Raw genomic sequence first — 20,769 nt, 5'->3', positions numbered from 1 at the left:
CCACGGTCCTGACGGCCACCGTTCCTACGTTCATGTCCATGACGGGAAACCACAAGGACACTTCGATCACCCGGCGCCGCGCCCTCGCGGTGACCGGCGGCACGGTGGCGGCGGGCGGGCTGGCGTTCGCGGGCTACCAGGCGGCGTTCGCGGACGAGACGACGGCGGCCGAGACCACCACTGCCACGGCCACCTCTTCAAGTTCCAGCACCTGCATGACGCTGATGTCGAGCGTCACCGAGGGCCCCTACCACCTCGACGGCGCCCTGGTGCGGAAGGACATCACCGAGGGCAAGAGCGGAGTCCCGCTGACCCTGCGCCTGACGGTCGTGGACGCCGCGGACGGCTGCACCCCGGTCCCCGGGGCGGCGGTAGAGATCTGGCACTGCGACGCCTGGGGCTACTACTCCGGCTACACGACGGCCAACCCCGGCGGCTCGGCCCCCGCGGAGAGCGAGGACGGCTCGACGGCCGACGACAACACCTACCTGCGCGGCTACCAGATCGCCAACGCCAACGGGGTGGTCAAGTTCGAGACGATCTTCCCCGGCTGGTACACCCCGCGCACCTGCCACATCCACGTCAAGGTGCACACGGGCGGTGAGAAGGAGGACGGCACCTACGAGGGCGGCAAGGTCAACTACACCGGCCAGTTCTTCTTCGACGACGAGATCGCCCAGGAGATCTTCACGCTGGAGCCGTACTCCCAGCACTCCGGCAGCTACACGACCCTCGACAACGACATGGTCTACGACGGAGGCGGCGCGTCCAGCGGCCTGCTGACCCTGAAGGCGGTGAAGAAGGCCGACCCGTCAAAGGGCTACAAGGGCTTCCTGACCCTCGGCATCGACCCGGACGCGGAGAACACGGGCGCGGGCAGCGGCGGCGGTGGCGGCACGCCTCCCGACGGCACGCCTCCCAGCGACGCCCCTTCGGCCCCGGCGTCTTCGTAGGGTACGGCGATGACGAGCCGCGAGGACGAGGCGCTGGCGCGGGCCGCGGTGACCGCGCTGACGGACCAGCTGGCGCTGACCCCGAAGCCGGGCCTCCCCGACCCCTCCCACCGGGACCACAACACCCTGCGCTGGTCGGCGAAGGCCCTGACCCCGGGCCTCGCGGCCATGTCGGCGGCGGCCCGCCGCACCGGCGAACCGACTCCGGGGTTGCGCGCGGAGCTGGGCGCGATAGGCCGCTGCACGGAGCACTCGGTCGGTCTGGCGGGCGGCGGCCACCGGGGGGCCCTGTGGACGCTGGGCCTGCTGGTGGCGGCGGCAGCGATAGAACCGAGGGAGGTCCCGGCGACGGCGAAGCGCATCGCCGCGCATCCCGACAGAGGAGCCCCGCGCCGACCCTCCCGAGGCTCGTCGATGTCCGCGAAGTACGGAGCGGCCGGGGCGAGGGGAGAGGCCCGCGCGGGCTTCCCGCACATACGGCGGGCATGGGCCGTCCTCGCCGACGGCACCCCGAGGCCCCAGTCCCGCCTGAACGCCCTGCTCACGATCATGTCCACCCTCCAGGACACGGAACTCCTGTACACAGCGGGCCCGACAGGGCTACGGCACGTACAGGCGGGCGCAAGGAGGGTGCTGGAGGCAGGCGGAACGGGAACGGCAGCGGGAGCGAAGGCCCTGACGGCACTGGACACGGACCTGCACAACCGAGGCTGGAGCCCGAGGGGGAGCGCGGGACTGATGGCGGGGGCACTGTTCTTGGATGCGCTGCCGGCAACGGCTCAACCAGCGGGAACCAGAACCCCCGTACGAGGCACCGCAGCCCGACGCGCCACCGGCTCCATCGCATAGGACGCCACCAACGTCACCCCACCCAACAGCAGCCACCCGGGCGCCCCCCACTGCACCAGCAGCGTCGTCAGCACCAACGGCCCTGCCGTACGGGCCACCGTGACCCCCGTACCGAAGAAGCCCTGGTACTCACCCACCCGATCCGCCGGCGCGAGATCGAAGGACAGCTGCCAGGATCCCGCCGACTGCCCCATCTCGGCGACGACCTGGAGCACAGCCCCGACCACCAACGCCCCCACGGCAACCCACGGCGACGCCCCCGCCGACAGCGCGAACACCGCACACGCCGCCAGCATCACCCACCCCGACCGCCGCACCGCACTCACGGCCGTGGCAAGCCCGGTCACCCCACGAGCCATCCGAACCTGGAACAACATCACCGCACCGGTGTTGAGCACGAACAACGCCGACACCAGCCACGCAGGCGCAGCGGTCCGCTCGGCGATCCACAGCGGCAGACCGAGACTCAGCAACGGCATCCGCAGCAACAGCACGGTGTTGAGCGCCGTGATGACCACATACGGCCGATCACGCAGCACCGCGAGCCCGTTCCCCTTCACGGAGACGACCGGCGCCACAGCAGGCAGCCGCAACAACACCGCGGCGCACAACAGGAAGCTCACCGCGTCCAGAGCGAACACCCCGAGATAAGCCCCCCGAGTCCCCACATGCAGCGCCAGACCGCCCAGCCCCGCCCCCACGGCGAGCCCGGCGTTGAGCGTGGACTGAAGATGCGCCAGCAACCCCGTCCGCTCCCCGGCGGACACCAGCCCCGCCAGCAGCGCCTGCCGCGCCGCGGCGAGCCCGGACTGAGCGGTGGCGTAGCCGACAGCGGCCCCCACGAAGGGCCAGAACCCCCGCACCACAAGGAAGGACGCGACCGCGAGCGAGGTCGCCAACGCCAGCAGCACCGCCGTCCCCCGCGCCCCCCGCCGGTCCGCGAGCCGCCCGAGCGGCACCCCCGCCAGCGACCCGACCGCCCAGGCGACGGTCAGCCCGAGCCCCACGCGCGCGGGGTCGAGACCCACGACGTGGGTGAAGTAGAGCGCCGAGGTGACATAGAAGGCACCGTCCCCGACCGAGTTGGCCAACTGGGCCAGAGCCAGGACGCGTTGCGGACCCGCGGGCGGAACGAGGGAGTTCGTCATGCCTACGACACTAGGTGCGGACTGGATCCCCAAACAGAACCACTAAGGGCCGAAATCCATGGCCCAATTCACCCTGCGTCGAGCACCTTCCCCAGCACCTCCAGCGCTTCGGGATACACCCGCTCCCGAGGCGTCCCGTACCCCACGACCAGCCCCTGCGGCCGCCCTTCACTCTCCGGTGAGTGCCAGTGCTCCCCGAGCGACCCCACCGCGAGCCCCTCCGCCTCGGCCCGCGCCAGTACCTCGGCCTCGTCGTCGACCTCGATCAGCGCATGCAGCCCCGCGGCGATCCCGCGCACCCCGCGCCGCGACCCGAGCCGGTCCACCAGCCGGTCCCGCCGCCTGCGGTACCGCAGCCGGCACGCGCGCACATGACGGTCGTAGGCATGACTGTCGATCAGTTCGGCGAGCGCCAACTGACCGAGCGACTCGGTGTGATGGTCGCTGTGCAGCTTGGCGTCGGCGACGTCGTCGACGAGTTGCGGCGGCAACACCATCCACCCGAGCCGCAGCGCCGGCCCGAGCGTCTTGGAAGCGGTCCCGAGATACACGACGTGCCCCGGCGCCATCCCCTGCAACGCCCCCACGGGCTGCCGGTCGTAACGGAACTCCCCGTCGTAGTCGTCCTCGACGATCAGTCCGTCACGCGCGCGTGCCCAGTCGGTGAGCGCCCGCCGCCGCTCGGGATGGAGCGTGACCCCGGTCGGATACTGATGCGCGGGCGTGACAACGACCGCCGAGGGCTCCCCGAGACCGTCCACGCAGGCCCCCCGCTCATCGACCCGCACAGGCACCACGGAGCCACCATTGCGCCGTACGACATCCCGATGGAACGGCAGCCCCGGATCCTCCATGGCGATGTCGCCACCGTCCAGCACACGCGTGAGCAGCGCGAGCCCCTGCACATACCCCGACGTGATGACGATCCGCTCGGGCGGCGCGATCACCCCCCGAGCCCGCCCCAGATACCCGGACAGCGCGGCCCGCAGCTCGATCCGCCCCCGGGGATCGCCATAGTCGTAGGCCAGGGAGGGCGCGGTGGCGATGGCCCGCCGCAGCGCCCGCAGCCAGGCAGCAGCCGGAAACGCCCCCACGTCAGGACTGCCGGGCCGCAGATCGAACAGAGGCTCACGCGCGCGTGCGGAAGCCTCCGGCGGGACGGCGTCCTCCGCAGGCAGCGAGGCGACCTGAGTACCGGACCCCTGCCGAGCGGTGAAGTACCCCTCGGCGACGAGCTGGTCGTAGGCCCCCTTGACGGTGTTGCGGGAGACTCCCAGTTCTTCGGCGAGCCGCCGTGTGGCGGGCAACCGCTCCCCGGGCGCCAACCGCCCGTCCCGCACCGCGTCACGCAGGGCACGCTCCAGCCCGGCACGCCGCCCATCAGCAGCGACAAGCTCCACATGCAGGTCCACCCAAGCCCCCACTCCCGCAGACCGCAACGATGGCCGGACACCCCACCGGTGCCCGGCCATCAATCCAACAAGTCAGCCCTTCAGCGAAGCCATCCAGGCCTCAACCTCATCAGAGCGACGAGGAAGCCCGTCGGACAGATTACGGTTCCCGTCCTCCGTCACCAGAATGTCGTCCTCGATCCGCACACCGATGCCCCGATACTCCTCAGGCACCGTCAGATCATCGGCCTGGAAGTACAGACCGGGCTCAACAGTCAGACACATCCCCGGCTCAAGAACACCGTCCACATACGTCTCCACGCGCGCCGCAGCGCAGTCATGGACGTCAAGACCGAGCATGTGCCCCGTACCGTGCAGCGTCCACCGCCGCTGAAGCCCCAGCTCCAGCACCCGCTCCACGGGCCCCTCGACAAGCCCCCACTCCACGAGCCTCTCGGCGAGCACCCGTTGCGAGGCGTCATGGAAGTCCCGGTACTTCGCACCGGGCTTCACGGCCGCGATCCCGGCCTCCTGCGCCTCGTACACGGCGTCGTAGATCTTCTTCTGGATCTCGGTGTACCGGCCGTTGATCGGCAGCGTCCGCGTGACGTCGGCGGTGTAGTACGTGTGCGTCTCGACGCCCGCGTCGAGCAGCAGCAGGTCCCCGGACCGCACCGGCCCGTCGTTGCGCACCCAGTGCAGCGTGCAGGCGTGCGGCCCGGCCGCGGCGATGGTGCCGTAGCCGACGTCGTTGCCCTCCACACGCGCGCGGAGGAAGAAGGTGCCCTCGATGTAGCGCTCGGAGGTGGCCTCGGCCTTGTCGAGGACCTTCACCACGTCCTCGAAACCGCGCACCGTCGAGTCGACGGCCTTCTGCAGCTCGCCGATCTCGAACTCGTCCTTGACCAGCCGCGCCTCGGAGAGGAAGACCCGCAGCTCCTCGTCCCGCTCGGCGGTGACCTTGTCGGTCAGCGCGGCCTCGATCCCGGCGTCGTAACCGCGGACGACCCGCACCGGACCGGTCGCCTCGCGCAACGCCTCGGCCAGCTCGCGCACGTCGGAGGCGGGGATGCCGTACAGCTTCCCGGCCTCGGTGAGGGAGTGCCGGCGGCCGACCCACAGCTCGCCCTGGCCGGAGAGCCAGAAGTCGCCGTTCTCGCGGTCGGAGCGGGGCAGCAGGTAGATCGTCGCCCGGTGACCGTCGGCCACGGGCTCCATGACCAGGACGCCGTCCTCGGTCTGGTTGCCGGTGAGGTAGGTGTACTCGACCGAGGCCCGGAAGGGGTACTCCGTGTCGTTCGAGCGGGTCTTCAGATTGCCCGCGGGGATCACAAGACGCTCGCCCGGGAAGCGCGCCGACAGCGCGGCGCGGCGCGCGGCGGTCTCGGCGGCCTGGGGGATCGGCTCCAGGCCGCGCAGCTCGGTGTCGGCCCAGCCGGACTTCATGTTCTCGGCCAGCTCGTCGGACACGCCCGGGTACAGGCCGTTCTTGCGCTGCTTGATCGGCTCTTCAGACTCTTCCGGGGTCTCCGGGGTGAGCTCCTCGGCCACGGTCATCCTCCTTGATACGGCACTGGACCCCCTCCATCGTACGGTCGTACGGAAGGGGGCCCAGGGGCGAAGGACCTGTTACCGGTGTCATTCGAAGCGCGCGGCGAGCAGGACGACGTCCTCCGTGCTGTCCGCCACGTCGAGACCGTCGGGCAGCACCGCCCGCAGGACGTGCTCGGCGATGGCGTCCGGGTCGTGCCGGATCGACCGGGGGACGCTCGCCGCCGCCGTGTGCAGCCGCGCGAAGGCCCGGTCCGTGGCGTCGCCGGTACGGCGCAGCAGCCCGTCGGTGTAGAGCAGAACCGTCTCTCCTGCTTCTGCCTGGAGCTCTACGCTGGGCGCCTCCCAGCAGGCCAGCATGCCGAGCGGGGCGGAGACGGAGGTCTCCACGAACTCGGTGCGCCGCTCGCCGATCAGCAGCGGCGGGCAGTGCCCGGCCCCGGCGAGGGTGATCTTGCGCAGGGCGGGCTCGCAGTAGGCGAACAGGGCGGTGGCCGAGCGGGCGGGCTCGGTCAGCCGCAGCAGCAGCTCCAGATCGGACAGGACCGCCACCGGGTCCTCGCCCTCCATCACGGCGTACGCCCGGAGCGACGCCCGCAGCCGGCCCATCGCGGCGACCGCGCTCGGCCCGGATCCGGTGACCGCGCCGACCGCGAGACCGAGGGCCGCGTCCGGCAGCGGCAGCGCGTCGTACCAGTCGCCGCCGCCGAGCGGCCCGGTGCGGTGCCGGGCGGCGAGCTGGACGCCGGCCACCCGGGGCAGCCGGGAGGGAAGCAGTTCCTCGGACATCGTCGCCATGCACGCGCGCGTGCGCTCGACCTCCAGCAGCCGGGCGAGGTGCTCGGTGGCGTAGCGCGTGTACAGGCCGACGAGGTGCCGCTGGCGCTCGGCCGGCTGGGCGGGCTCGTCGTAGAGCCACACGGCGGCGCCGAGCCGGCCGGCGGCGTCGGTGTGCAGGGGGAGTGCGTAGCTCGCGGCGTAGCCGAGGCGCGCGGCCACCTCGCGGTGGCGCGGATCGAGCCCGTCCTCGGCGAACAGATCGGGCTGCGCGATCTCGCCGTCCCCGCCGGGCAGTCCGTCGAGGATCTTCCCGTACGACATCGAGCCGCGCGGCACGGTCTCGATATGGCCGAGGTCCGCGCGGGCCAGCCCCAGGCCGACGGTGGTGTCCGGGCCCCGTCCGTCGGCCGGTTCCAGTACGACGAGTCCGCGCCGGGCGCCGACGAGGGCGGATCCGGCGCGCAGCAGCTCCTGGAGGGCGTCGGACAGGGAGTCCGTACGGGCCATGCGTTCGGTGAGTTCGTGCAGCGTGGTGAGGTCGGAGACCCAGCCGGCGAGACGGTCCTGGAGCAGCAGTCCGGGGGCGCCCGGTGTGGTGGGCGGTGAGACGGGAGTGGTGGCTGTGTTTTCGGAGGCCGCGGGCGCGGGCGCGACAGTGTGTGCGGGCGAGGGAACCGTTGAATCGATTCCGGCCACTTTCGGAGGGTGAGGGGCGTTCATGTCGTCCGGCTTTCCGACCGGTGCGTATTGCTCAAAAGCATCGCAAACCCCCATGTCATTCTGCGCCGCTAGCAGTGTCTCCACATGTACACGCACTCGTGAGGGGATGTCCAGCATTGTCCTGCCGGGATTCCTGGTGTCCGTGGGTAACCAGAGCACATCTTCCCGACCCCTTGCAGAAAGGCAAAGTTGGCTTAAAACTGCCTCAGGGAACGCCTTATTGCGGTCGACTGGGCTTGCTCCACGGAGCGTCACAGCGGTCGTGATGGGTACGTACTCGGAGAAGGCCAGGGGTGGTTGACAGCCACCCGGAACCTGGTGGCGGACCCGGGCGTCTTAGCCACCGACGACCGTGCCCCATCCTCCCGTGGCGGAGGCGAAGAGAAATACGTGCGACGGCAAAACGCCAGACTTCGCCACCCCACGCCACGCCCATGCTTTTGATAGACGCGGTATGGGCGAGGCTGCCGCGGACGCAGCCAACGCTCGGCCCATAGGGGTTCCCCTTGCTCTTGGCAGGGGTGTGATGCGCCAACAGGTACGCACAGTGAAGTGATCGACACATGGTGTGATGTGGACCACGGTGTTGCCAGCGGTGCAACGGAAAGGAACGAGCGCTCATGCGCGAGATCCTCGGAAGGCGACGCAGGCTCCTGTCCCAGCGCAACGGCGGGAGGCCTGAGTTGCTCAGCGCGGCCCTGACCTTCGCGACTCAATGGCAGTGGCCCGTACTCCCGGGAGTGACGGCGGACCCGCAGGGGCGGTCCCGCTGCGGCTGCCCCGATCCGGAGTGCACGGTGCCCGGTGCGCACCCGTTCGACCCCGGCCTGCTCGCGGCCACCACCGACGAGCGCATGGTGCGCTGGTGGTGGACCAACCGCCCGTCGGCACCGATCGTGCTGGCCACCGGCGGCAGGGCGCCCTGCGCGGTCAGCCTGCCGGCCCTGCCGGCCGCCCAGGCCCTCCTCGCGCTCGACCGCATGGGCCTGCGGCTCGGTCCCGTGATCGCCTCACCCACCCGCTGGGCCCTGCTCGTCAAGCCGTACTCCATGGAGCGGTTGGGCGAACTGCTGTACGCCAAGGACTGGGTCCCGGGCTCCCTGAGGTTCCACGGCACGGGCGGCTATCTCGCCCTGCCCCCCTCCGAGACCGGCGAGGGCACCGTCCGCTGGGAGCGCGCGCCGCTGCCCGGCTCGGCGACCCCGTGGCTGCCGGACGTGGAGGCCGTGGTGGACGCGGCGGTGGAGGCCCTCACTCGTACGGGTGTGAGCGCACCCGAGTTGTAGGGGTGTCGGGCGCGCGCCGGTCGGGGCGCCCGCCCCACCTCGTTATCTTCCGCAGTATGAACCCTCGTCTGCTCGCCCTCGTGGGCGTCGCGGTGTGCGCGGTGGCGCTGCCGCTGGCCGTGGCGTCCGCGGGGCAGGTGGGCGAAGAGGGCCGTACCGCCGCACCCGCCTCCTCCGTACGTCCGTCCGCGTCCGCCGACGCCAAGGCACCCTCCCCCTCACCCCTGAGGCTGGGCCTCGGCCTTGCCACCGCCGCGCGCTGCGGACCCGAACTCACCTCCCCCGAGGGCATCGAGGCGCAGACCTGTGTGCTCACCCAGGGCGAACAGACATGGGCGCGCACCTACTACCGCAACACCACCGGCGAGGCGCTGGATTCGGTGCTGAGCGTCATGGGACCGGGCGGACGCACCGTGCAGATGCGGTGCGCGGTGGGCGCCGAGGACGAGCCCGGCACCTGTGAGACCCCGCGCGAGCGGACCCGGGGCGAACCGGACGGCTACACCGCCGTCGCGGAGTTCGCGGCCGGCGCCGGTGAGGGTCCGCTGCTGCTGCGTTCCGGGAGCAACTCCGGTGCTCCTACGGGCAGTTGACATGCGGCGGCGTTCTGTACAGAGCCCTGCACATGAAAAGACCCGGTTGCTGGCGACGGGGGATGCACCAGCAACCGGGCTACTGGAACGGTAACAAGAGATCGGCGGTTCGCAAATTCGATCCGGGCTTTCCGGTCACCGATTTCCCCGTGCCGACGGGGAGTTGTGATCGGAGTCACCTGTTCCGCGCGCCCCCGTCGGCTGACCGGTCGATCAGCCGCGGAGGATCGTCTTCCGGCGCGTCAGCTGAGCGTGACCTGGCGGTTGGTCAGGCCACCACGCGCGCGGCGCTCGTCCGCGGTGAGCGGGGCGTCGGTGGCCAGCGCGGCGGTGAGACGCTCGGCGAACTCGGCGGCCGGCTTCTCCACGTCCTGGGCGCCGACCTCGCTCGGCAGGTCCCAGACCGGGACGATGAGGCCATGAGCGCGGAAGGAGCCCACGAGACGGGTGCCCTCGCCCAGGTTGGAGCGGCCCGCCGCGTGCAGCCGCGCGAGCGCGTCCAGAAGCCGCTCCTCGGGGTACGGCATGACCCAGCGCAGGTGGTTCTTCTCCGGCGTCTCGCACCAGTACGCGGCGTCCACGCCGGTCAGCCGCACGGTCGGGATGGCGGCGGCGTTGGCCCGCTCCAGGGAGGCGGTCACCTCCGGGGTGGCGTTCTCCGCGTCCGGAACCCAGAACTCGAAGCCCGGGTGCACAACTGGCTCGAACGCGCCTTCGGGGTCGAGCAGGTCCTGAAGCCGGGGACCGTCGGCCGGGGCGCGCCGCGCCTGCACCGGGGAGCCGGGCATGGCCTCCAGGGCGCGCCGGAGGGTGTCGGCGAGATCGCGGCTGATGTCGCCGGACGCCGTGTCGTTCTGCAGGCCCAGCAGGACCGAGCCGTCGTCACGGCGCAGCGCCGGCCAGGCCATCGGCAGCACGGTCGCCAGCGTGACGGCCGGGACGCCCTCGGGCAGGCCGCCCTTCAGGTGCAGCGGGACCGTGGCGGCGGGCACCAGCTCGCGCAGGGCCACCCAGTCGCACTCGCCGGGCAGCCCCTCGAAGGGGCGCTGCACCAGCTCGGTCACGGCCTCGGCGGCGGCCTTGCCGTGACAGGCCTTGTAGCGACGGCCACTGCCGCACGGGCAGGGCTCGCGGGCGCCGACGACCGGAACGTTCTCATCAGCGCGGGCACCGTCCGTGAGCTGCGGGCGCGTGGCCTTCGTCTGGGGTCGCTTCTTGGCCATGAGGGTGTCTCCCGGAAACGGCTCGTCTCGTACGGCGGGAGCCTAGCTGTTCACGCCATGGCCGACGCGACCCTGTGGACAACGCGTCTCTGTGGACAACGCCTCACCTCGGGAACCGGAGGTTCAGTCCAGGTCGTCGAACGCGTCCGCGAAGTCCAGTTCGGGGATCGCGGCGACCGACGGGGCCGCGATGCGCGTAGCGAAATCGTGGCGTCGGTGTCCGGCGTCGCGGTCATGCACGTCGTCGTGGACGACGACCCACACGGTGACCTCTCCCTGGGCGTCGTCCCGGACGCCCCAGTCGTCGGCCAGCGCGGTGATGATGTTCAGCCCACGGCCGCCGTGCGCGGTGACCGAGGGCGTGGCCGGAGCCGGGCGGGTGGGCCCGCCGCCGTCCGTCACCTCCACGGTGAGCCGCCCGGCGGTGTCCACCCGCCATGCGGCTCGTACGTCACCGTCCCCGGCCAGGGCGTCGCCCAGTGGTCGGCCGTGTTTGCACGCGTTGCTCAAGAGTTCGGAAAGAATCAGTACGGCGTCGTCGATGACCGATTCCGCCACGCCACCCCTGCGCAACTGATCGCGCATCCGGTGTCTCGCTTTCCCCACGCCCGCAGGGCCATGGGGTACGGCCATGCTCGACGACGTGGGCACCTCCTGTGCCACCACCAACGCCACCCCCGAGACCTCCTTCGCCCCACGCCACGGTGTGGATGCCCCATTGGCCTGTACCGGAAACCGGCCAATCCATGTCCGGTGACGCATTCGCAACGATCGAACACGGACCGAACACGCCGGAGCACTCCCTGTAATCGCCTGGCTGGAAATCGACGGTGTGGCCGAGATGTGGAGGATGGGGCCGATGTGGCCACCGGGTCAAGAGGTCGTACCGGGGCAGATGGGTTGTCGCAGTTCAGCGGCCGAGCTGACGCAGTACCGCGCGCGGGCGGTTGGTGATGACGGCGTCGACGCCCAGTTCCACACAGAGATCGACGTCCTCGGGCTCGTTCACGGTCCACACGTGCACCTGGTGACCGGCCCGTTTCAGACGCTCGATGTACGCGGGGTGATTGCGCACGATCCGGATCGAAGGACCCGCGATCCGCACCCCCGCCGGAAGCCGTCCGTCGCGCAGCCGGGGGGAGACGAACTGCATCAGATAGACCGTCGGCAACGTCGGCGAGGAGGCACGCACGCGGTGCAGCGAGCGCGCCGAGAAGCTCATCACGCGGACCGGGGACTCCGCGGCGGAGGCCGGGGCGTCGAGCCCGAACCGCTTCAGCAGATGCAGCAGCCGCTCCTCGACCTGGCCCGCCCAGCGAGTGGGGTGCTTGGTCTCGATGGCCAGCTCCACCCGGCGACCGGCGTCGGCGACCAGCTCCAGCAGGCGTTCCAGGGTGAGGACGGAGGTGTCCTCCCGGTCCTCGGGACGGTGTTCCCAGTCGGGCTCCTCGTCGCGGCTCTTCCAGGAGCCGAAGTCCAGCGCGGCGAGGTCGGCAAGCTCCAGGGCGGAGACCGCGCCGCGGCCGTTGGAGGTGCGGTTGACGCGGCGGTCGTGGACGCAGACGAGGTGGCCGTCCGCGGTGAGGCGGACATCGCACTCCAGGGCGTCCGCCCCGTCCTCGATCGCCTTCTTGTACGCGGCCAGGGTGTGCTCGGGGGCCTCCTCGGACGCTCCGCGGTGGGCGACGACTTGAGGCGTGTGCTGCCGTGCGTGGGTCACCGCGTCATGGTGCCACCGAGCGGGGGTAGACGCCTCGACGGAGGCGCTGGGATTGCGCCCTTTTCGTCGTACATGACCAATATAAAGAATGGCCTCGGACCCACAGCCACCGCTTATGGTGCTCTGACGGCCCATGGGAAAAGCTGACGGCATACAAAAAGGCCTGCACAGCTGAAGCGCACCGGGTCGTCGACACGTGAACGGGCGTGACCGAGTGCGACCGAAAACTACAGCCGTGGATCGAGGAGAAAAGCTGTGAGCACCGAGAACGAGGGAGCCGCGGTACCCTCGGCCCCGTCCGCACCCCCCGTGCCGGTGGACGCTCCCGCTGCTCCGGAGCCGCAGGGCCACCCGGCTCCCGACACCGGCGCCCCGACCACCCCGCTCCCGCCGGTGCCGCAGAGCACGCCGCAGACGGCCGCCGCAGGACCGGAGCCGACGCAGCCGCAGGGCTCGTCGGCACCGGACGCCTCCTGGCCGCCCCCTGCCCCGGCCACGCCCGCGTACGCCGCCGCCCCGGAGACCGGTGCGGGCGGGACCGGCTCGGGCACGGTCTGGGGCGCCGCGTACCAGCAGCCGGCGCCCGCGCCGAAGTCCGGCCGACGCGGCGGTCTGCTCGCCGCGGTCCTGATCGCCGCGCTGGTCGCGGGCGGCATCGGCGGCGGACTCGGCTACACCCTGGCCAAGGACGACGCGAACTCCTCCACCACCGTCTCCGCCTCCGACACCGGAGGCGACGTCAAGCGCGACGCGGGCACCATCGCGGGCGTGGCCCAGAAGGCACTGCCCAGCACCGTCACCATCGAGGCGGAGAGCAGCAGCGGTGAGGGCGGCACCGGCACCGGGTTCGTCTTCGACACCGAGGGCCATATCGTCACCAACAACCACGTGGTGGCCGAAGCGGTCGACGGCGGCAAGCTGACGGCGACGTTCCCGAATGGCAAGAAGTACGACGCCGAGGTCGTGGGCAACGCACAGGGCTACGACGTAGCGGTGATCAAGCTCAAGAACGCGCCGAGCGACCTCAAGCCGCTGACGCTGGGCAACTCCGACAAGGTGGCGGTGGGCGACTCGACGATCGCGATCGGCGCCCCCTTCGGCCTGTCGAACACGGTGACGACGGGCATCATCAGCGCGAAGAACCGCCCGGTGGCCTCCAGTGACGGCACCGGCAGCAACGCGTCGTACATGAGCGCGCTCCAGACGGACGCGTCGATCAACCCGGGCAACTCCGGCGGCCCGCTCCTGGACGCTCAGGGCAATGTGATCGGCATCAACTCGGCGATCCAGTCCGCCGGGAACGGCCTGGGCGGCACCAGCCAGTCCGGCTCCATCGGCCTGGGCTTCGCCATCCCGATCAACCAGGCGAAGGTCGTCGCCCAGCAGCTGATCAAGACCGGCAAGCCGGTGTACGCCAAGATCGGCGCCTCCGTCTCCCTGGAGGAGGGCACCGGCGGCGCGAAGATCACCGAGCAGGGCGCGAGCGGCTCGGACGCCGTGGAGTCGGGCGGCCCCGCGGCCGAGGCCGGCCTCAAGCCCGGCGACGTCATCACCAAGCTCGACGACCGCGTGATCGACTCCGGCCCCACCCTGATCGGCGAGATCTGGACCCACCAGCCCGGCGACAAGGTCAAGATCACCTACGAACGCGACGGCCAGACCCGCACGGTCGAACTGACCCTCGGCTCCCGAGTCGGCGACAACTGAGACCCCACCCGCCCACACCCACCGGTTACTCTTGTCCCCGCGCCGCCGATCAGCGGTGCGGGGAGGCGTGCCCGAGCGGCCTAAGGGAACGGTCTTGAAAACCGTCGTGGCAGCGATGTCACCGTGGGTTCAAATCCCACCGCCTCCGCGTTGCTGAGCAGGTGAGAGGGGCTGCCGAGAATATCGGCGGCCCCTTTTCCGCGGGGGTGGAGCTCACGCCCGATGCCCCGTCATCCGCGCTGCCGAAGCGATCGTCGCCCGGGCTTCCCGTTCGGTCAGCCCTGTGTTGAGCGCCGCCTCGATCAGGGGATCGTTCAGCGCGGGCCCGATCCCGTCCTCGTACGCTCGGCAAGCAGCCCAGAACAGGCGGGTGTTGCGCTGGCCCTCGTGTGCGGCGAGGACGAACTGGACCAGGCCTCGGCCGTGGTCGCCTGCCGATGGGGGGACCGGGCTCTGCGGTGCTCGGGGTGGCGGAAGCAGCAGGCGGAGGAGTGAGGGCGGGCAGGGTGCGGGGGACAGGTGTGCGGTGCCCGGGGCCGTGCCGTAGACGCCGTGTTCCGTGCGGGAACCGGGGCCGACGAGGTAGCCGCCGGCGCCTCTGATGTCGATGCCGGGGGCGAGGCGGCCGGCCGAGTTGGGGACGACGACGTCCGGTGGGCCGGTGAGCCAGAGGTGGCGGCCGCCGCTGGGGGTCAGGACGACCACCGTGTCGGGGATCGTGAACAGGTGGCGCAGGGCCAGTTCGCGCAGGGCCGCCGAGGAGTCCGTGCCCGACTTCGTGTCCAGGTCGATGCCGATCAGATGGTGCGGCGGCAGGCCGCACGCGATGCCGTAGCCGGTCGCCCAGGGCGCGGCGGCGAACAGTTCGCGGATGTGCGCGGGGTCGGTCGAGGCGTCGTAGACGCCGTGGCCGAAGCGGCCGCACTCGCCGTGGCAGGGGATGGGGTCGTCGCGGTGGGGGGAGCGCAGGGCCGGGAGTTTCGTCCGGGACAGGGGGATGACGGCCAGTCCGCGCTCCGCGGCTGACAGGGCGTGTGCGAGGGCCAGCGTCGTGGCCTGCCGGTCGGTGGTGGCCATGCCTCCATGTTCGTACGTATGTTCGAGAAAGGGAAGGGGGCGCCGCGGTGACTCGCCCGGGGGGACGGATTGGCTGGAAATGTGCCGGAACGCTGCACCTCTTGCGGCACTTGGGATGAGTTGTTCCCGCTGTTATGAAATGGGCCTTCAGGTCGATCATGGTGGTTTATCGACATGTCATCACGCTTGAGGGCGAATCATGGCTTTCGAGGTGGTTCGATGGGGATTCGGTGGGCAACTCTGGATTCGCGACGTCGTGCACAACGCCGGGGCGGTCGGCCAACTGCCTTGGGAGAAGCCGTACTTCACGTGCTTCACGTACTTCACGTTCTGGAGGACAACATGGCAAGCATCCGTACCGCCCGCGTCATCGCCGCCGTCTCCGCACTTCCGCTCGCCGCCGCCCTGTTCACCGGTGTGGCGTCGGCGGACAACGGCGCCATCGCGGACGACGGATCGAGCGCGGCCGTCACGAATGTCTGGCAGGGCGCCATCGGCAGTGGTGTGGGCGGCGACAACAACGGCAACTCCTCCACCACCCAGCAGCAGGCGATCGGCTCCGGCGCCTCGAACCAGAGCAACACCGCCCAGGTGGACGGTTCCGCGTTCACGGCCATCAACCAGGGGAACGACAACGTGGCCATCAACTTCACCCCGCTGTGGTGGTGAGCTGAGGACCGGCGCCCCGGCGCCGGTCCCGGTCTCTCGTGCGGTGTGCTCAGGGGGCTGACGCGTCTGTGCGGCGGTGTTACGGCATCGCCGCGCAGACGTTTTCACATGCCCCGGACGGTCTTGACTCCCCACCGTATCTGACGGAGAGTCAGAAACCTTGAGAGGGGAGGGAGTCGTGCACACCGACGAAGACCTGACCGAGCGGCTCAAGGCCTTCGAGGGCCGGCCCGCCGCGACCGAGGGCACCGGCAAGGACCCCGTCAACCTGCCCATGATCCGGCACTGGTGCGAGGCCCTCGGCGACACCAACCCCGCGTACAGCGGCCCCGACGCCATCGCCCCGCCCACCATGCTCCAGGCCTGGACGATGGGCGGCCTCTCCGGCCACACCGGGCGTTCGGCGGCGTACGACGAACTGCTCGGCCTGCTCGACGCGGCGGGCTGCACCTCGGTCGTCGCCACCGACTGCGAGCAGGAATACGACCGCCCCCTGCGCCCCGGCGACGAGATCACCTTCGACACGGTCATCGAGTCCGTCTCGGACCGTAAGACCACCAAGCTCGGCAGCGGCCACTTCGTCACCACCCGCACCGACATCCGGGTGGGCCCCGACCTCGCCGGCACCCACCGCTTCCGCATCCTCAAGTACGCCCCCGCGGCCCGGCCCGAGAAGCCCCCGCGCCCCCGCCCGGTCGTCAACCGCGACAACGCGGGCTTCTGGGAAGGCGTCCGCGACCGCAAGCTCCTCCTCCAGCGCTGCACCGCCTGCGCCGCCCCGCGTCACCCCTGGCTGCCTGGCTGCAACGCCTGCGGCGGCCTCGACTGGGACACCGTGGAGGCGAGCGGCGAGGGCACGGTGTACTCGTACGTCGTCATGCACCACCCGCCCTTCCCGGCCTTCGACCCCCCGTACGCGGTCGCCCTGATCGAGCTGGCGGAGGGCGTGCGCATGCTCGGGAACGTGATCGGGGTGCCGTACGACAAGGTGCGGATCGGGCTGCCGGTGAGGGTCGAATTCCGGGAGCACGACGATGAGTCGACCCTTCCGGTGTGGCGGGTGACCGGATGAGGACCGGTGATGTGCTGCCCCCGCTCACGCTTGCGATCACCCGCACCCTGATCGTCGCCGGAGCCATCGCCTCGCGCGACTACCAGGACGTGCACCACGACCCGGAACTCGCCCGGCGGAAGGGCTCCCCGGACATCTTCATGAACATCCTCACCACCAACGGCCTCGTCGGCCGCTACCTCACCGACCACTTCGGTCCCACGGCGGTGCTCCGCAAGCTCTCCATCCGGCTCGGCGCCCCCAACTACCCAGGGGACACCATGGTGTTGACCGGCACGATCGAGCAGCTCGACGGCGACACCGCGACCGTACGCGTCATCGGCACGAACGGCATCGGCGCCCATGTGACCGGCACCGCTGTCCTCACCCTGGGAGGCGAGCGGTGAACGGCCGTACGGCGATCGTCGGGATCGGGGCGACCGAGTTCTCCAAGGACTCCGGGCGCAGCGAGCTGCGGCTGGCCGTGGAGGCGGTACGGGCCGCGCTGGACGACGCGGGTCTCGCGCCGGCCGACGTGGACGGGCTGGTCACCTTCACCATGGACACCAGCCCGGAGATCACCGTCGCCCAGGCGGCCGGGATGGGCGAACTGTCCTTCTTCTCCCGCGTCCACTACGGCGGCGGCGCCGCCTGCGCGACCGTGCAGCAGGCCGCGCTGGCGGTGGCGGCCGGGGTGGCCGAGGTGGTCGTCTGCTACCGCGCCTTCAACGAGCGCTCCGGCCGCCGCTTCGGCTCCGGGGTGCAGCGGAGGGAGCCGTCGGCGGAGGGCGCGGCGCTGGGCTGGGTGATGCCGTTCGGGCTGCTCACCCCGGCGTCCTGGGTGGCGATGGCGGCCCAGCGCTATTTGCACACCTACGGCCTGACCCCCGAGAGCGCCTTCGGCCCCGTCGCCGTCACGGCCCGCCGGCACGCGGCGACCAACCCGGCCGCCTACTTCCACGGCCGCCCCATCACCCTCGCCGACCACGCGTCCTCCCGCTGGATCGCCGAGCCGCTGCGGCTGCTGGACTGCTGCCAGGAGACGGACGGCGGCCAGGCGATCGTCGTCACCTCGCTGGAGCGCGCCCGCGATCTGCCCCACCCGCCGGCGGTGGTCGCGGCGGCGGCCCAGGGTTCCGGACGCGGCCAGGAGCAGATGACCGGCTTCCACACCGGCGACCTCACCGGCCTGTCCGAGTCGGCGGTCGTGGCCCGGCAGCTGTGGCGTACGACGGGGCTCGGGCCGGCCGACATCGACGTGGGCATCCTCTACGACCACTTCACCCCGTTCGTGCTGATGCAACTGGAGGAGTACGGCTTCTGCGCAAGAGGCGAGGCGGCGTATTTCGTGGCGGAGGACCGGCTGCCGCTGAACACCCACGGCGGTCAGCTCGGCGAGGCGTACCTCCATGGGATGAACGGCATCGCAGAGGGCGTTCGCCAGATCCGGGGGACCTCGGTGAACCAGGTCGCCGGGGCGGCGCGGGCGCTGGTGACGGCGGGGACGGGGGTGCCGACCTCGGGTCTGGTGCTGACGGCGGATGGATGACCCCTGGGGGTCATCCCGTAGTAGCCCCCGCCCTCTCGTCCACCCTCAGGAGGTGGAGCCGACCCCACCCCTACAACCTGAGGGGGACTCTGCTTCGGGACCTCCGGCCGATGAGTGACAGTGGTGCCCGCTCCTAGCGTGGAGCCATGACCACACCCGTCTGCACCAGAGCTTCGAACGCCGCCACACCCAGGGCGCAGACCCTTCCGTACCCGTCGTTCTCTTCGTACGTGAGGGCCCGCCAGCCGGTGCTGCTGCGTACCGCCAGGTCGCTGACCTCGAACCCGTGCGACGCGGAGGATCTGCTGCAGACCGCGCTCACCAAGACCTACGTTGCCTGGGAGCGCATCGAGGACCATCGCGCGCTCGACGGCTATGTGCGCCGGACCCTGGTGAACACGCGTACCTCACAGTGGCGTAAACGCAGGGTCGACGAATTCGCGACCGATGAACTGCCCGAGCCCGAGCCCTGCCCGAGCGGCGCCGACCCGGCCGAGCAGCAGGCGCTGCACGACGCGATGTGGCGGGCGATCATGAGGCTGCCGGCGCGGCAGCGGGCGATGGTCGTCCTCAGGTACTACGAGGACCTCAGCGAGGCCCAGACGGCCGAGGTGCTCGGTGTGTCGATCGGCACGGTGAAGTCGGCGGTGTCCAGGGCGCTCGGCAAGCTCCGTGAGGACCCGGAGCTGGTCCCCGTACGCTGACCTTGTCAACGTGATGTGATCGATCGCACTTCCCTAGTGACATACCGCGCGGTATGCGCGCAGAATCTGCGCAACCCTTGCCACCGCGTAGGCAATGTCGCCCCCGGGAGGACCACCGTGCTGAGCACCATGCAGGACGTACCGCTGCTGATCTCCAGGATCCTGACCCACGGGTCGTCGATCCACGGCACATCACAGGTGACCACCTGGACCGGCGAGTCCGAACCGCATCGCCGCTCCTTCGCCGAGGTCGGCACCCGCGCGGCCCAGCTGGCGCACGCGCTCAAGGACGACTTGGGCGTGGCGGCCGACGAGCGGGTCGCGACCCTGATGTGGAACAACGCCGAACACGTCGAGGCGTACTTCGCGATCCCCTCCATGGGCGCGGTCCTGCACACCCTCAACCTCCGCCTCCCCCCGGAGCAGCTCGCCTGGATCGTCAACCACGCCGCAGACCGGGTCGTGATCGCCAACGGCTCCCTGCTGCCGCTGCTCGCCCCGCTGCTCCCGCACCTGAAGACGGTCGAGCACGTGGTGATCTCGGGCCCCGGCGACCGCGGTCCGCTGGCGGACGCGGGCGTCCAGGTGCACGAGTACGAGGACCTGATCGCCGACAAGCCGACCTCGTACGACTGGCCCGAGCTGGACGAGCGTTCCGCGGCGGCCATGTGCTACACCTCCGGCACGACCGGCGACCCCAAGGGCGTGGTGTACAGCCACCGTTCGATCTACCTGCACTCCATGCAGGTCAACATGACCCAGTCGATGGGCCTGACCGACCAGGACACCTCCCTGGTCGTGGTCCCGCAGTTCCACGTCAACGCCTGGGGCCTGCCGCACGCCACCTTCATGACCGGCGTCAACATGCTGATGCCGGACCGCTTCCTCCAGCCCGCCCCGCTGGCGGAGATGATCGAGCGCGAGAAGCCGACGCACGCGGCGGCGGTCCCCACCATCTGGCAGGGCCTGCTCGGCGAGCTGACGGCCCGCCCGCGCAACGTCTCCTCCCTCACCCAGGTCACCATTGGCGGCTCGGCCTGCCCGCCCTCCCTCATGGAGGCGTTCGACAGCTTGGGCATGCGGGTCTGCCACGCCTGGGGCATGACGGAGACCTCCCCGCTCGGCACGATCGCCCGTCCGCCGGCCCACGCGGTGGGCACTGACGAGGAGTTCGGCTACCGCCTCACCCAGGGCCGCTTCCCCGCCTCGGTGGAGGCCCGGCTCACCGGCCCCGGCGGCGAGCGCCTGCCCTGGGACGGCGAGTCGGCGGGCGAGCTTGAGGTGCGCGGCCCGTGGATCGCGGGTGCCTACTACAACGGCCCCGACGCCGAACCCCTGTGCCCCGCGGACAAGTTCAGCGAGGACGGCTGGCTGAAGACGGGTGACGTCGGCACGATCAGCCCGGACGGCTTCCTCACCCTGACGGACCGCGCGAAGGACGTCATCAAGTCCGGCGGCGAGTGGATCTCGTCGGTGGAGCTGGAGAACGCCCTGATGTCCCACCCCGAGGTCGCCGAAGCGGCGGTCGTCGCGGTCCCCGACGACAAGTGGGGCGAGCGCCCCCTCGCCACGGTGGTCCTGAAGGAGGGCGCCACGGCCGACTTCGCCACCCTGCGCACCTTCCTCGCCGACCATGCCGGAATCGCCAAGTGGCAGCTCCCGGAGCGCTGGACGGTCATCGAGTCGGTGCCGAAGACGAGCGTCGGCAAGTTCGACAAGAAGGTCCTGCGCAAGCAGTACGCGGAGGGCACCCTGGACGTGACCCAGCTGAGCTGACCCTCGACTGAAAGAGCCCCCG

At 70.8% G+C, this 20,769-nt stretch carries 19 protein-coding genes and 1 tRNA gene; 12 read left to right on the top strand and 8 right to left on the bottom strand.

The genetic code is table 11. The annotated features are described in order from the left end of the window. The first annotated feature begins 38 nt into the window (after positions 1 to 38). Both H4N64_RS14685 and H4N64_RS14680 read left to right on the top strand, forming a co-directional pair. Complete coding sequence (locus H4N64_RS14685; protein ID WP_418896266.1) at positions 39 to 953, top strand: intradiol ring-cleavage dioxygenase; 915 nt, start codon at positions 39 to 41, stop codon at positions 951 to 953. A 9-nt stretch (positions 954 to 962) separates the two neighbouring features. Next, complete coding sequence (locus tag H4N64_RS14680; protein ID WP_186282738.1) at positions 963 to 1,802, top strand: triphosphoribosyl-dephospho-CoA synthase; 840 nt, start codon at positions 963 to 965, stop codon at positions 1,800 to 1,802. On the opposite strand, the gene H4N64_RS14675 is transcribed toward H4N64_RS14680, so the two are convergent. From H4N64_RS14675 to H4N64_RS14660, 4 genes are all read right to left on the bottom strand, one after another. Further along, complete coding sequence (locus tag H4N64_RS14675; protein ID WP_186282737.1) at positions 1,733 to 2,950, bottom strand: MFS transporter; 1,218 nt, start codon at positions 2,948 to 2,950, stop codon at positions 1,733 to 1,735. The two genes, H4N64_RS14680 and H4N64_RS14675, sit on opposite strands and share 70 nt — an antisense overlap. A gap of 68 nt (positions 2,951 to 3,018) precedes the next feature. After that, positions 3,019 to 4,422 carry a MocR-like pyridoxine biosynthesis transcription factor PdxR gene (pdxR, locus tag H4N64_RS14670; protein WP_186282736.1) on the bottom strand — a complete coding sequence of 468 codons (1,404 nt, stop codon included), beginning with the start codon at positions 4,420 to 4,422 and terminating at the stop codon, positions 3,019 to 3,021. Between the two features lie 12 nt (positions 4,423 to 4,434). Then, complete coding sequence (locus tag H4N64_RS14665; RefSeq protein WP_186282735.1) at positions 4,435 to 5,898, bottom strand: aminopeptidase P family protein; 1,464 nt, start codon at positions 5,896 to 5,898, stop codon at positions 4,435 to 4,437. A gap of 81 nt (positions 5,899 to 5,979) precedes the next feature. Continuing rightward, entirely contained in the window at positions 5,980 to 7,509 is a 1,530-nt protein-coding gene (locus H4N64_RS14660; RefSeq protein WP_186282734.1) for a PP2C family protein-serine/threonine phosphatase, read from the bottom strand. Positions 7,510 to 8,012: 503 nt separating this feature from the next. Here H4N64_RS14660 and H4N64_RS14655 point away from each other — a divergent pair. Together H4N64_RS14655 and H4N64_RS14650 are read left to right on the top strand one after the other, a co-directional pair. Then, positions 8,013 to 8,678: a bifunctional DNA primase/polymerase gene (locus H4N64_RS14655; protein WP_186282733.1), complete on the top strand. Its 666-nt coding sequence runs from the start codon at positions 8,013 to 8,015 to the stop codon at positions 8,676 to 8,678. Positions 8,679 to 8,734: 56 nt separating this feature from the next. Next, positions 8,735 to 9,271 (top strand): hypothetical protein, encoded by a 537-nt coding sequence (locus tag H4N64_RS14650; RefSeq protein ID WP_186282732.1) that lies wholly within the window; start codon positions 8,735 to 8,737, stop codon positions 9,269 to 9,271. A gap of 242 nt (positions 9,272 to 9,513) precedes the next feature. On the opposite strand, the gene H4N64_RS14645 is transcribed toward H4N64_RS14650, so the two are convergent. The 3 genes from H4N64_RS14645 to H4N64_RS14635 form a co-directional block, all read right to left on the bottom strand. Further along, complete coding sequence (locus tag H4N64_RS14645) at positions 9,514 to 10,494, bottom strand: DUF5926 family protein (RefSeq protein ID WP_186282731.1); 981 nt, start codon at positions 10,492 to 10,494, stop codon at positions 9,514 to 9,516. A 123-nt stretch (positions 10,495 to 10,617) separates the two neighbouring features. Next, positions 10,618 to 11,256 carry an ATP-binding protein gene (locus H4N64_RS14640; protein WP_186282730.1) on the bottom strand — a complete coding sequence of 213 codons (639 nt, stop codon included), beginning with the start codon at positions 11,254 to 11,256 and terminating at the stop codon, positions 10,618 to 10,620. A 148-nt stretch (positions 11,257 to 11,404) separates the two neighbouring features. Continuing rightward, positions 11,405 to 12,214 (bottom strand): glycerophosphodiester phosphodiesterase family protein, encoded by an 810-nt coding sequence (locus H4N64_RS14635; protein ID WP_186282729.1) that lies wholly within the window; start codon positions 12,212 to 12,214, stop codon positions 11,405 to 11,407. 255 nt (positions 12,215 to 12,469) lie between these two features. Between H4N64_RS14635 and H4N64_RS14630 the strand changes: the two genes are divergently transcribed. Together H4N64_RS14630 and H4N64_RS14625 are read left to right on the top strand one after the other, a co-directional pair. Continuing rightward, on the top strand, positions 12,470 to 13,921 hold the full coding sequence (locus H4N64_RS14630) for a trypsin-like peptidase domain-containing protein (RefSeq protein WP_186282728.1): 1,452 nt from the start codon (positions 12,470 to 12,472) through the stop codon (positions 13,919 to 13,921). 61 nt (positions 13,922 to 13,982) lie between these two features. Continuing rightward, positions 13,983 to 14,069: transfer RNA gene (locus tag H4N64_RS14625), tRNA-Ser, on the top strand. 65 nt (positions 14,070 to 14,134) lie between these two features. Here the strand turns inward: H4N64_RS14625 and H4N64_RS14620 are convergent. Continuing rightward, complete coding sequence (locus tag H4N64_RS14620) at positions 14,135 to 14,998, bottom strand: bifunctional DNA primase/polymerase (protein WP_186282727.1); 864 nt, start codon at positions 14,996 to 14,998, stop codon at positions 14,135 to 14,137. A gap of 342 nt (positions 14,999 to 15,340) precedes the next feature. Between H4N64_RS14620 and H4N64_RS14615 the strand changes: the two genes are divergently transcribed. From H4N64_RS14615 to H4N64_RS14590, 6 genes are all read left to right on the top strand, one after another. Continuing rightward, positions 15,341 to 15,667, top strand: coding sequence for a hypothetical protein (locus H4N64_RS14615; RefSeq protein WP_186282726.1), 327 nt, complete (start codon positions 15,341 to 15,343; stop codon positions 15,665 to 15,667). A gap of 178 nt (positions 15,668 to 15,845) precedes the next feature. Further along, positions 15,846 to 16,739, top strand: a complete 894-nt coding sequence (locus H4N64_RS14610; RefSeq protein ID WP_186282725.1) for an OB-fold domain-containing protein — start codon at positions 15,846 to 15,848, stop codon at positions 16,737 to 16,739. Then, entirely contained in the window at positions 16,736 to 17,125 is a 390-nt protein-coding gene (locus H4N64_RS14605; RefSeq protein ID WP_186282724.1) for a MaoC family dehydratase, read from the top strand. The genes H4N64_RS14610 and H4N64_RS14605 overlap by 4 nt, the downstream gene beginning before the upstream one ends. Further along, positions 17,122 to 18,267 carry a thiolase C-terminal domain-containing protein gene (locus H4N64_RS14600; RefSeq protein ID WP_186282723.1) on the top strand — a complete coding sequence of 382 codons (1,146 nt, stop codon included), beginning with the start codon at positions 17,122 to 17,124 and terminating at the stop codon, positions 18,265 to 18,267. Before H4N64_RS14605 ends, H4N64_RS14600 begins: the two co-directional genes overlap by 4 nt. A 146-nt stretch (positions 18,268 to 18,413) precedes the next feature. Beyond that, a complete protein-coding gene (locus H4N64_RS14595) occupies positions 18,414 to 18,971 on the top strand; it encodes a SigE family RNA polymerase sigma factor (RefSeq protein ID WP_186282722.1) in 558 nt (185 codons plus the stop codon). A 117-nt stretch (positions 18,972 to 19,088) separates the two neighbouring features. Further along, positions 19,089 to 20,747 carry a long-chain-fatty-acid--CoA ligase gene (locus tag H4N64_RS14590; protein WP_186282721.1) on the top strand — a complete coding sequence of 553 codons (1,659 nt, stop codon included), beginning with the start codon at positions 19,089 to 19,091 and terminating at the stop codon, positions 20,745 to 20,747. Positions 20,748 to 20,769: the final 22 nt, after the last annotated feature.

Source organism: Streptomyces cupreus, assembly GCF_014257025.1.
GTDB classification, from domain to species: domain Bacteria; phylum Actinomycetota; class Actinomycetes; order Streptomycetales; family Streptomycetaceae; genus Streptomyces; species Streptomyces cupreus.
Note: the sequence above shows the minus strand (reverse complement) of the source record. Positions and strands in the feature narration are given on the sequence as shown.

Coding starts and splice junctions, on each gene's coding strand:
- H4N64_RS14685 (WP_418896266.1), top strand. CDS start 39: ATGACGGGAAACCACAAGGACACTTCGATCACCCGGCGCCGCGCCCTC.
- H4N64_RS14680 (WP_186282738.1), top strand. CDS start 963: ATGACGAGCCGCGAGGACGAGGCGCTGGCGCGGGCCGCGGTGACCGCG.
- H4N64_RS14675 (WP_186282737.1), bottom strand. CDS start 2,950: ATGACGAACTCCCTCGTTCCGCCCGCGGGTCCGCAACGCGTCCTGGCT.
- pdxR (WP_186282736.1), bottom strand. CDS start 4,422: ATGGCCGGGCACCGGTGGGGTGTCCGGCCATCGTTGCGGTCTGCGGGA.
- H4N64_RS14665 (WP_186282735.1), bottom strand. CDS start 5,898: ATGACCGTGGCCGAGGAGCTCACCCCGGAGACCCCGGAAGAGTCTGAA.
- H4N64_RS14660 (WP_186282734.1), bottom strand. CDS start 7,509: ATGCTGGACATCCCCTCACGAGTGCGTGTACATGTGGAGACACTGCTA.
- H4N64_RS14655 (WP_186282733.1), top strand. CDS start 8,013: ATGCGCGAGATCCTCGGAAGGCGACGCAGGCTCCTGTCCCAGCGCAAC.
- H4N64_RS14650 (WP_186282732.1), top strand. CDS start 8,735: ATGAACCCTCGTCTGCTCGCCCTCGTGGGCGTCGCGGTGTGCGCGGTG.
- H4N64_RS14645 (WP_186282731.1), bottom strand. CDS start 10,494: ATGGCCAAGAAGCGACCCCAGACGAAGGCCACGCGCCCGCAGCTCACG.
- H4N64_RS14640 (WP_186282730.1), bottom strand. CDS start 11,256: ATGCGTCACCGGACATGGATTGGCCGGTTTCCGGTACAGGCCAATGGG.
- H4N64_RS14620 (WP_186282727.1), bottom strand. CDS start 14,998: ATGGCCACCACCGACCGGCAGGCCACGACGCTGGCCCTCGCACACGCC.
- H4N64_RS14615 (WP_186282726.1), top strand. CDS start 15,341: ATGGCAAGCATCCGTACCGCCCGCGTCATCGCCGCCGTCTCCGCACTT.
- H4N64_RS14605 (WP_186282724.1), top strand. CDS start 16,736: ATGAGGACCGGTGATGTGCTGCCCCCGCTCACGCTTGCGATCACCCGC.
- H4N64_RS14595 (WP_186282722.1), top strand. CDS start 18,414: ATGACCACACCCGTCTGCACCAGAGCTTCGAACGCCGCCACACCCAGG.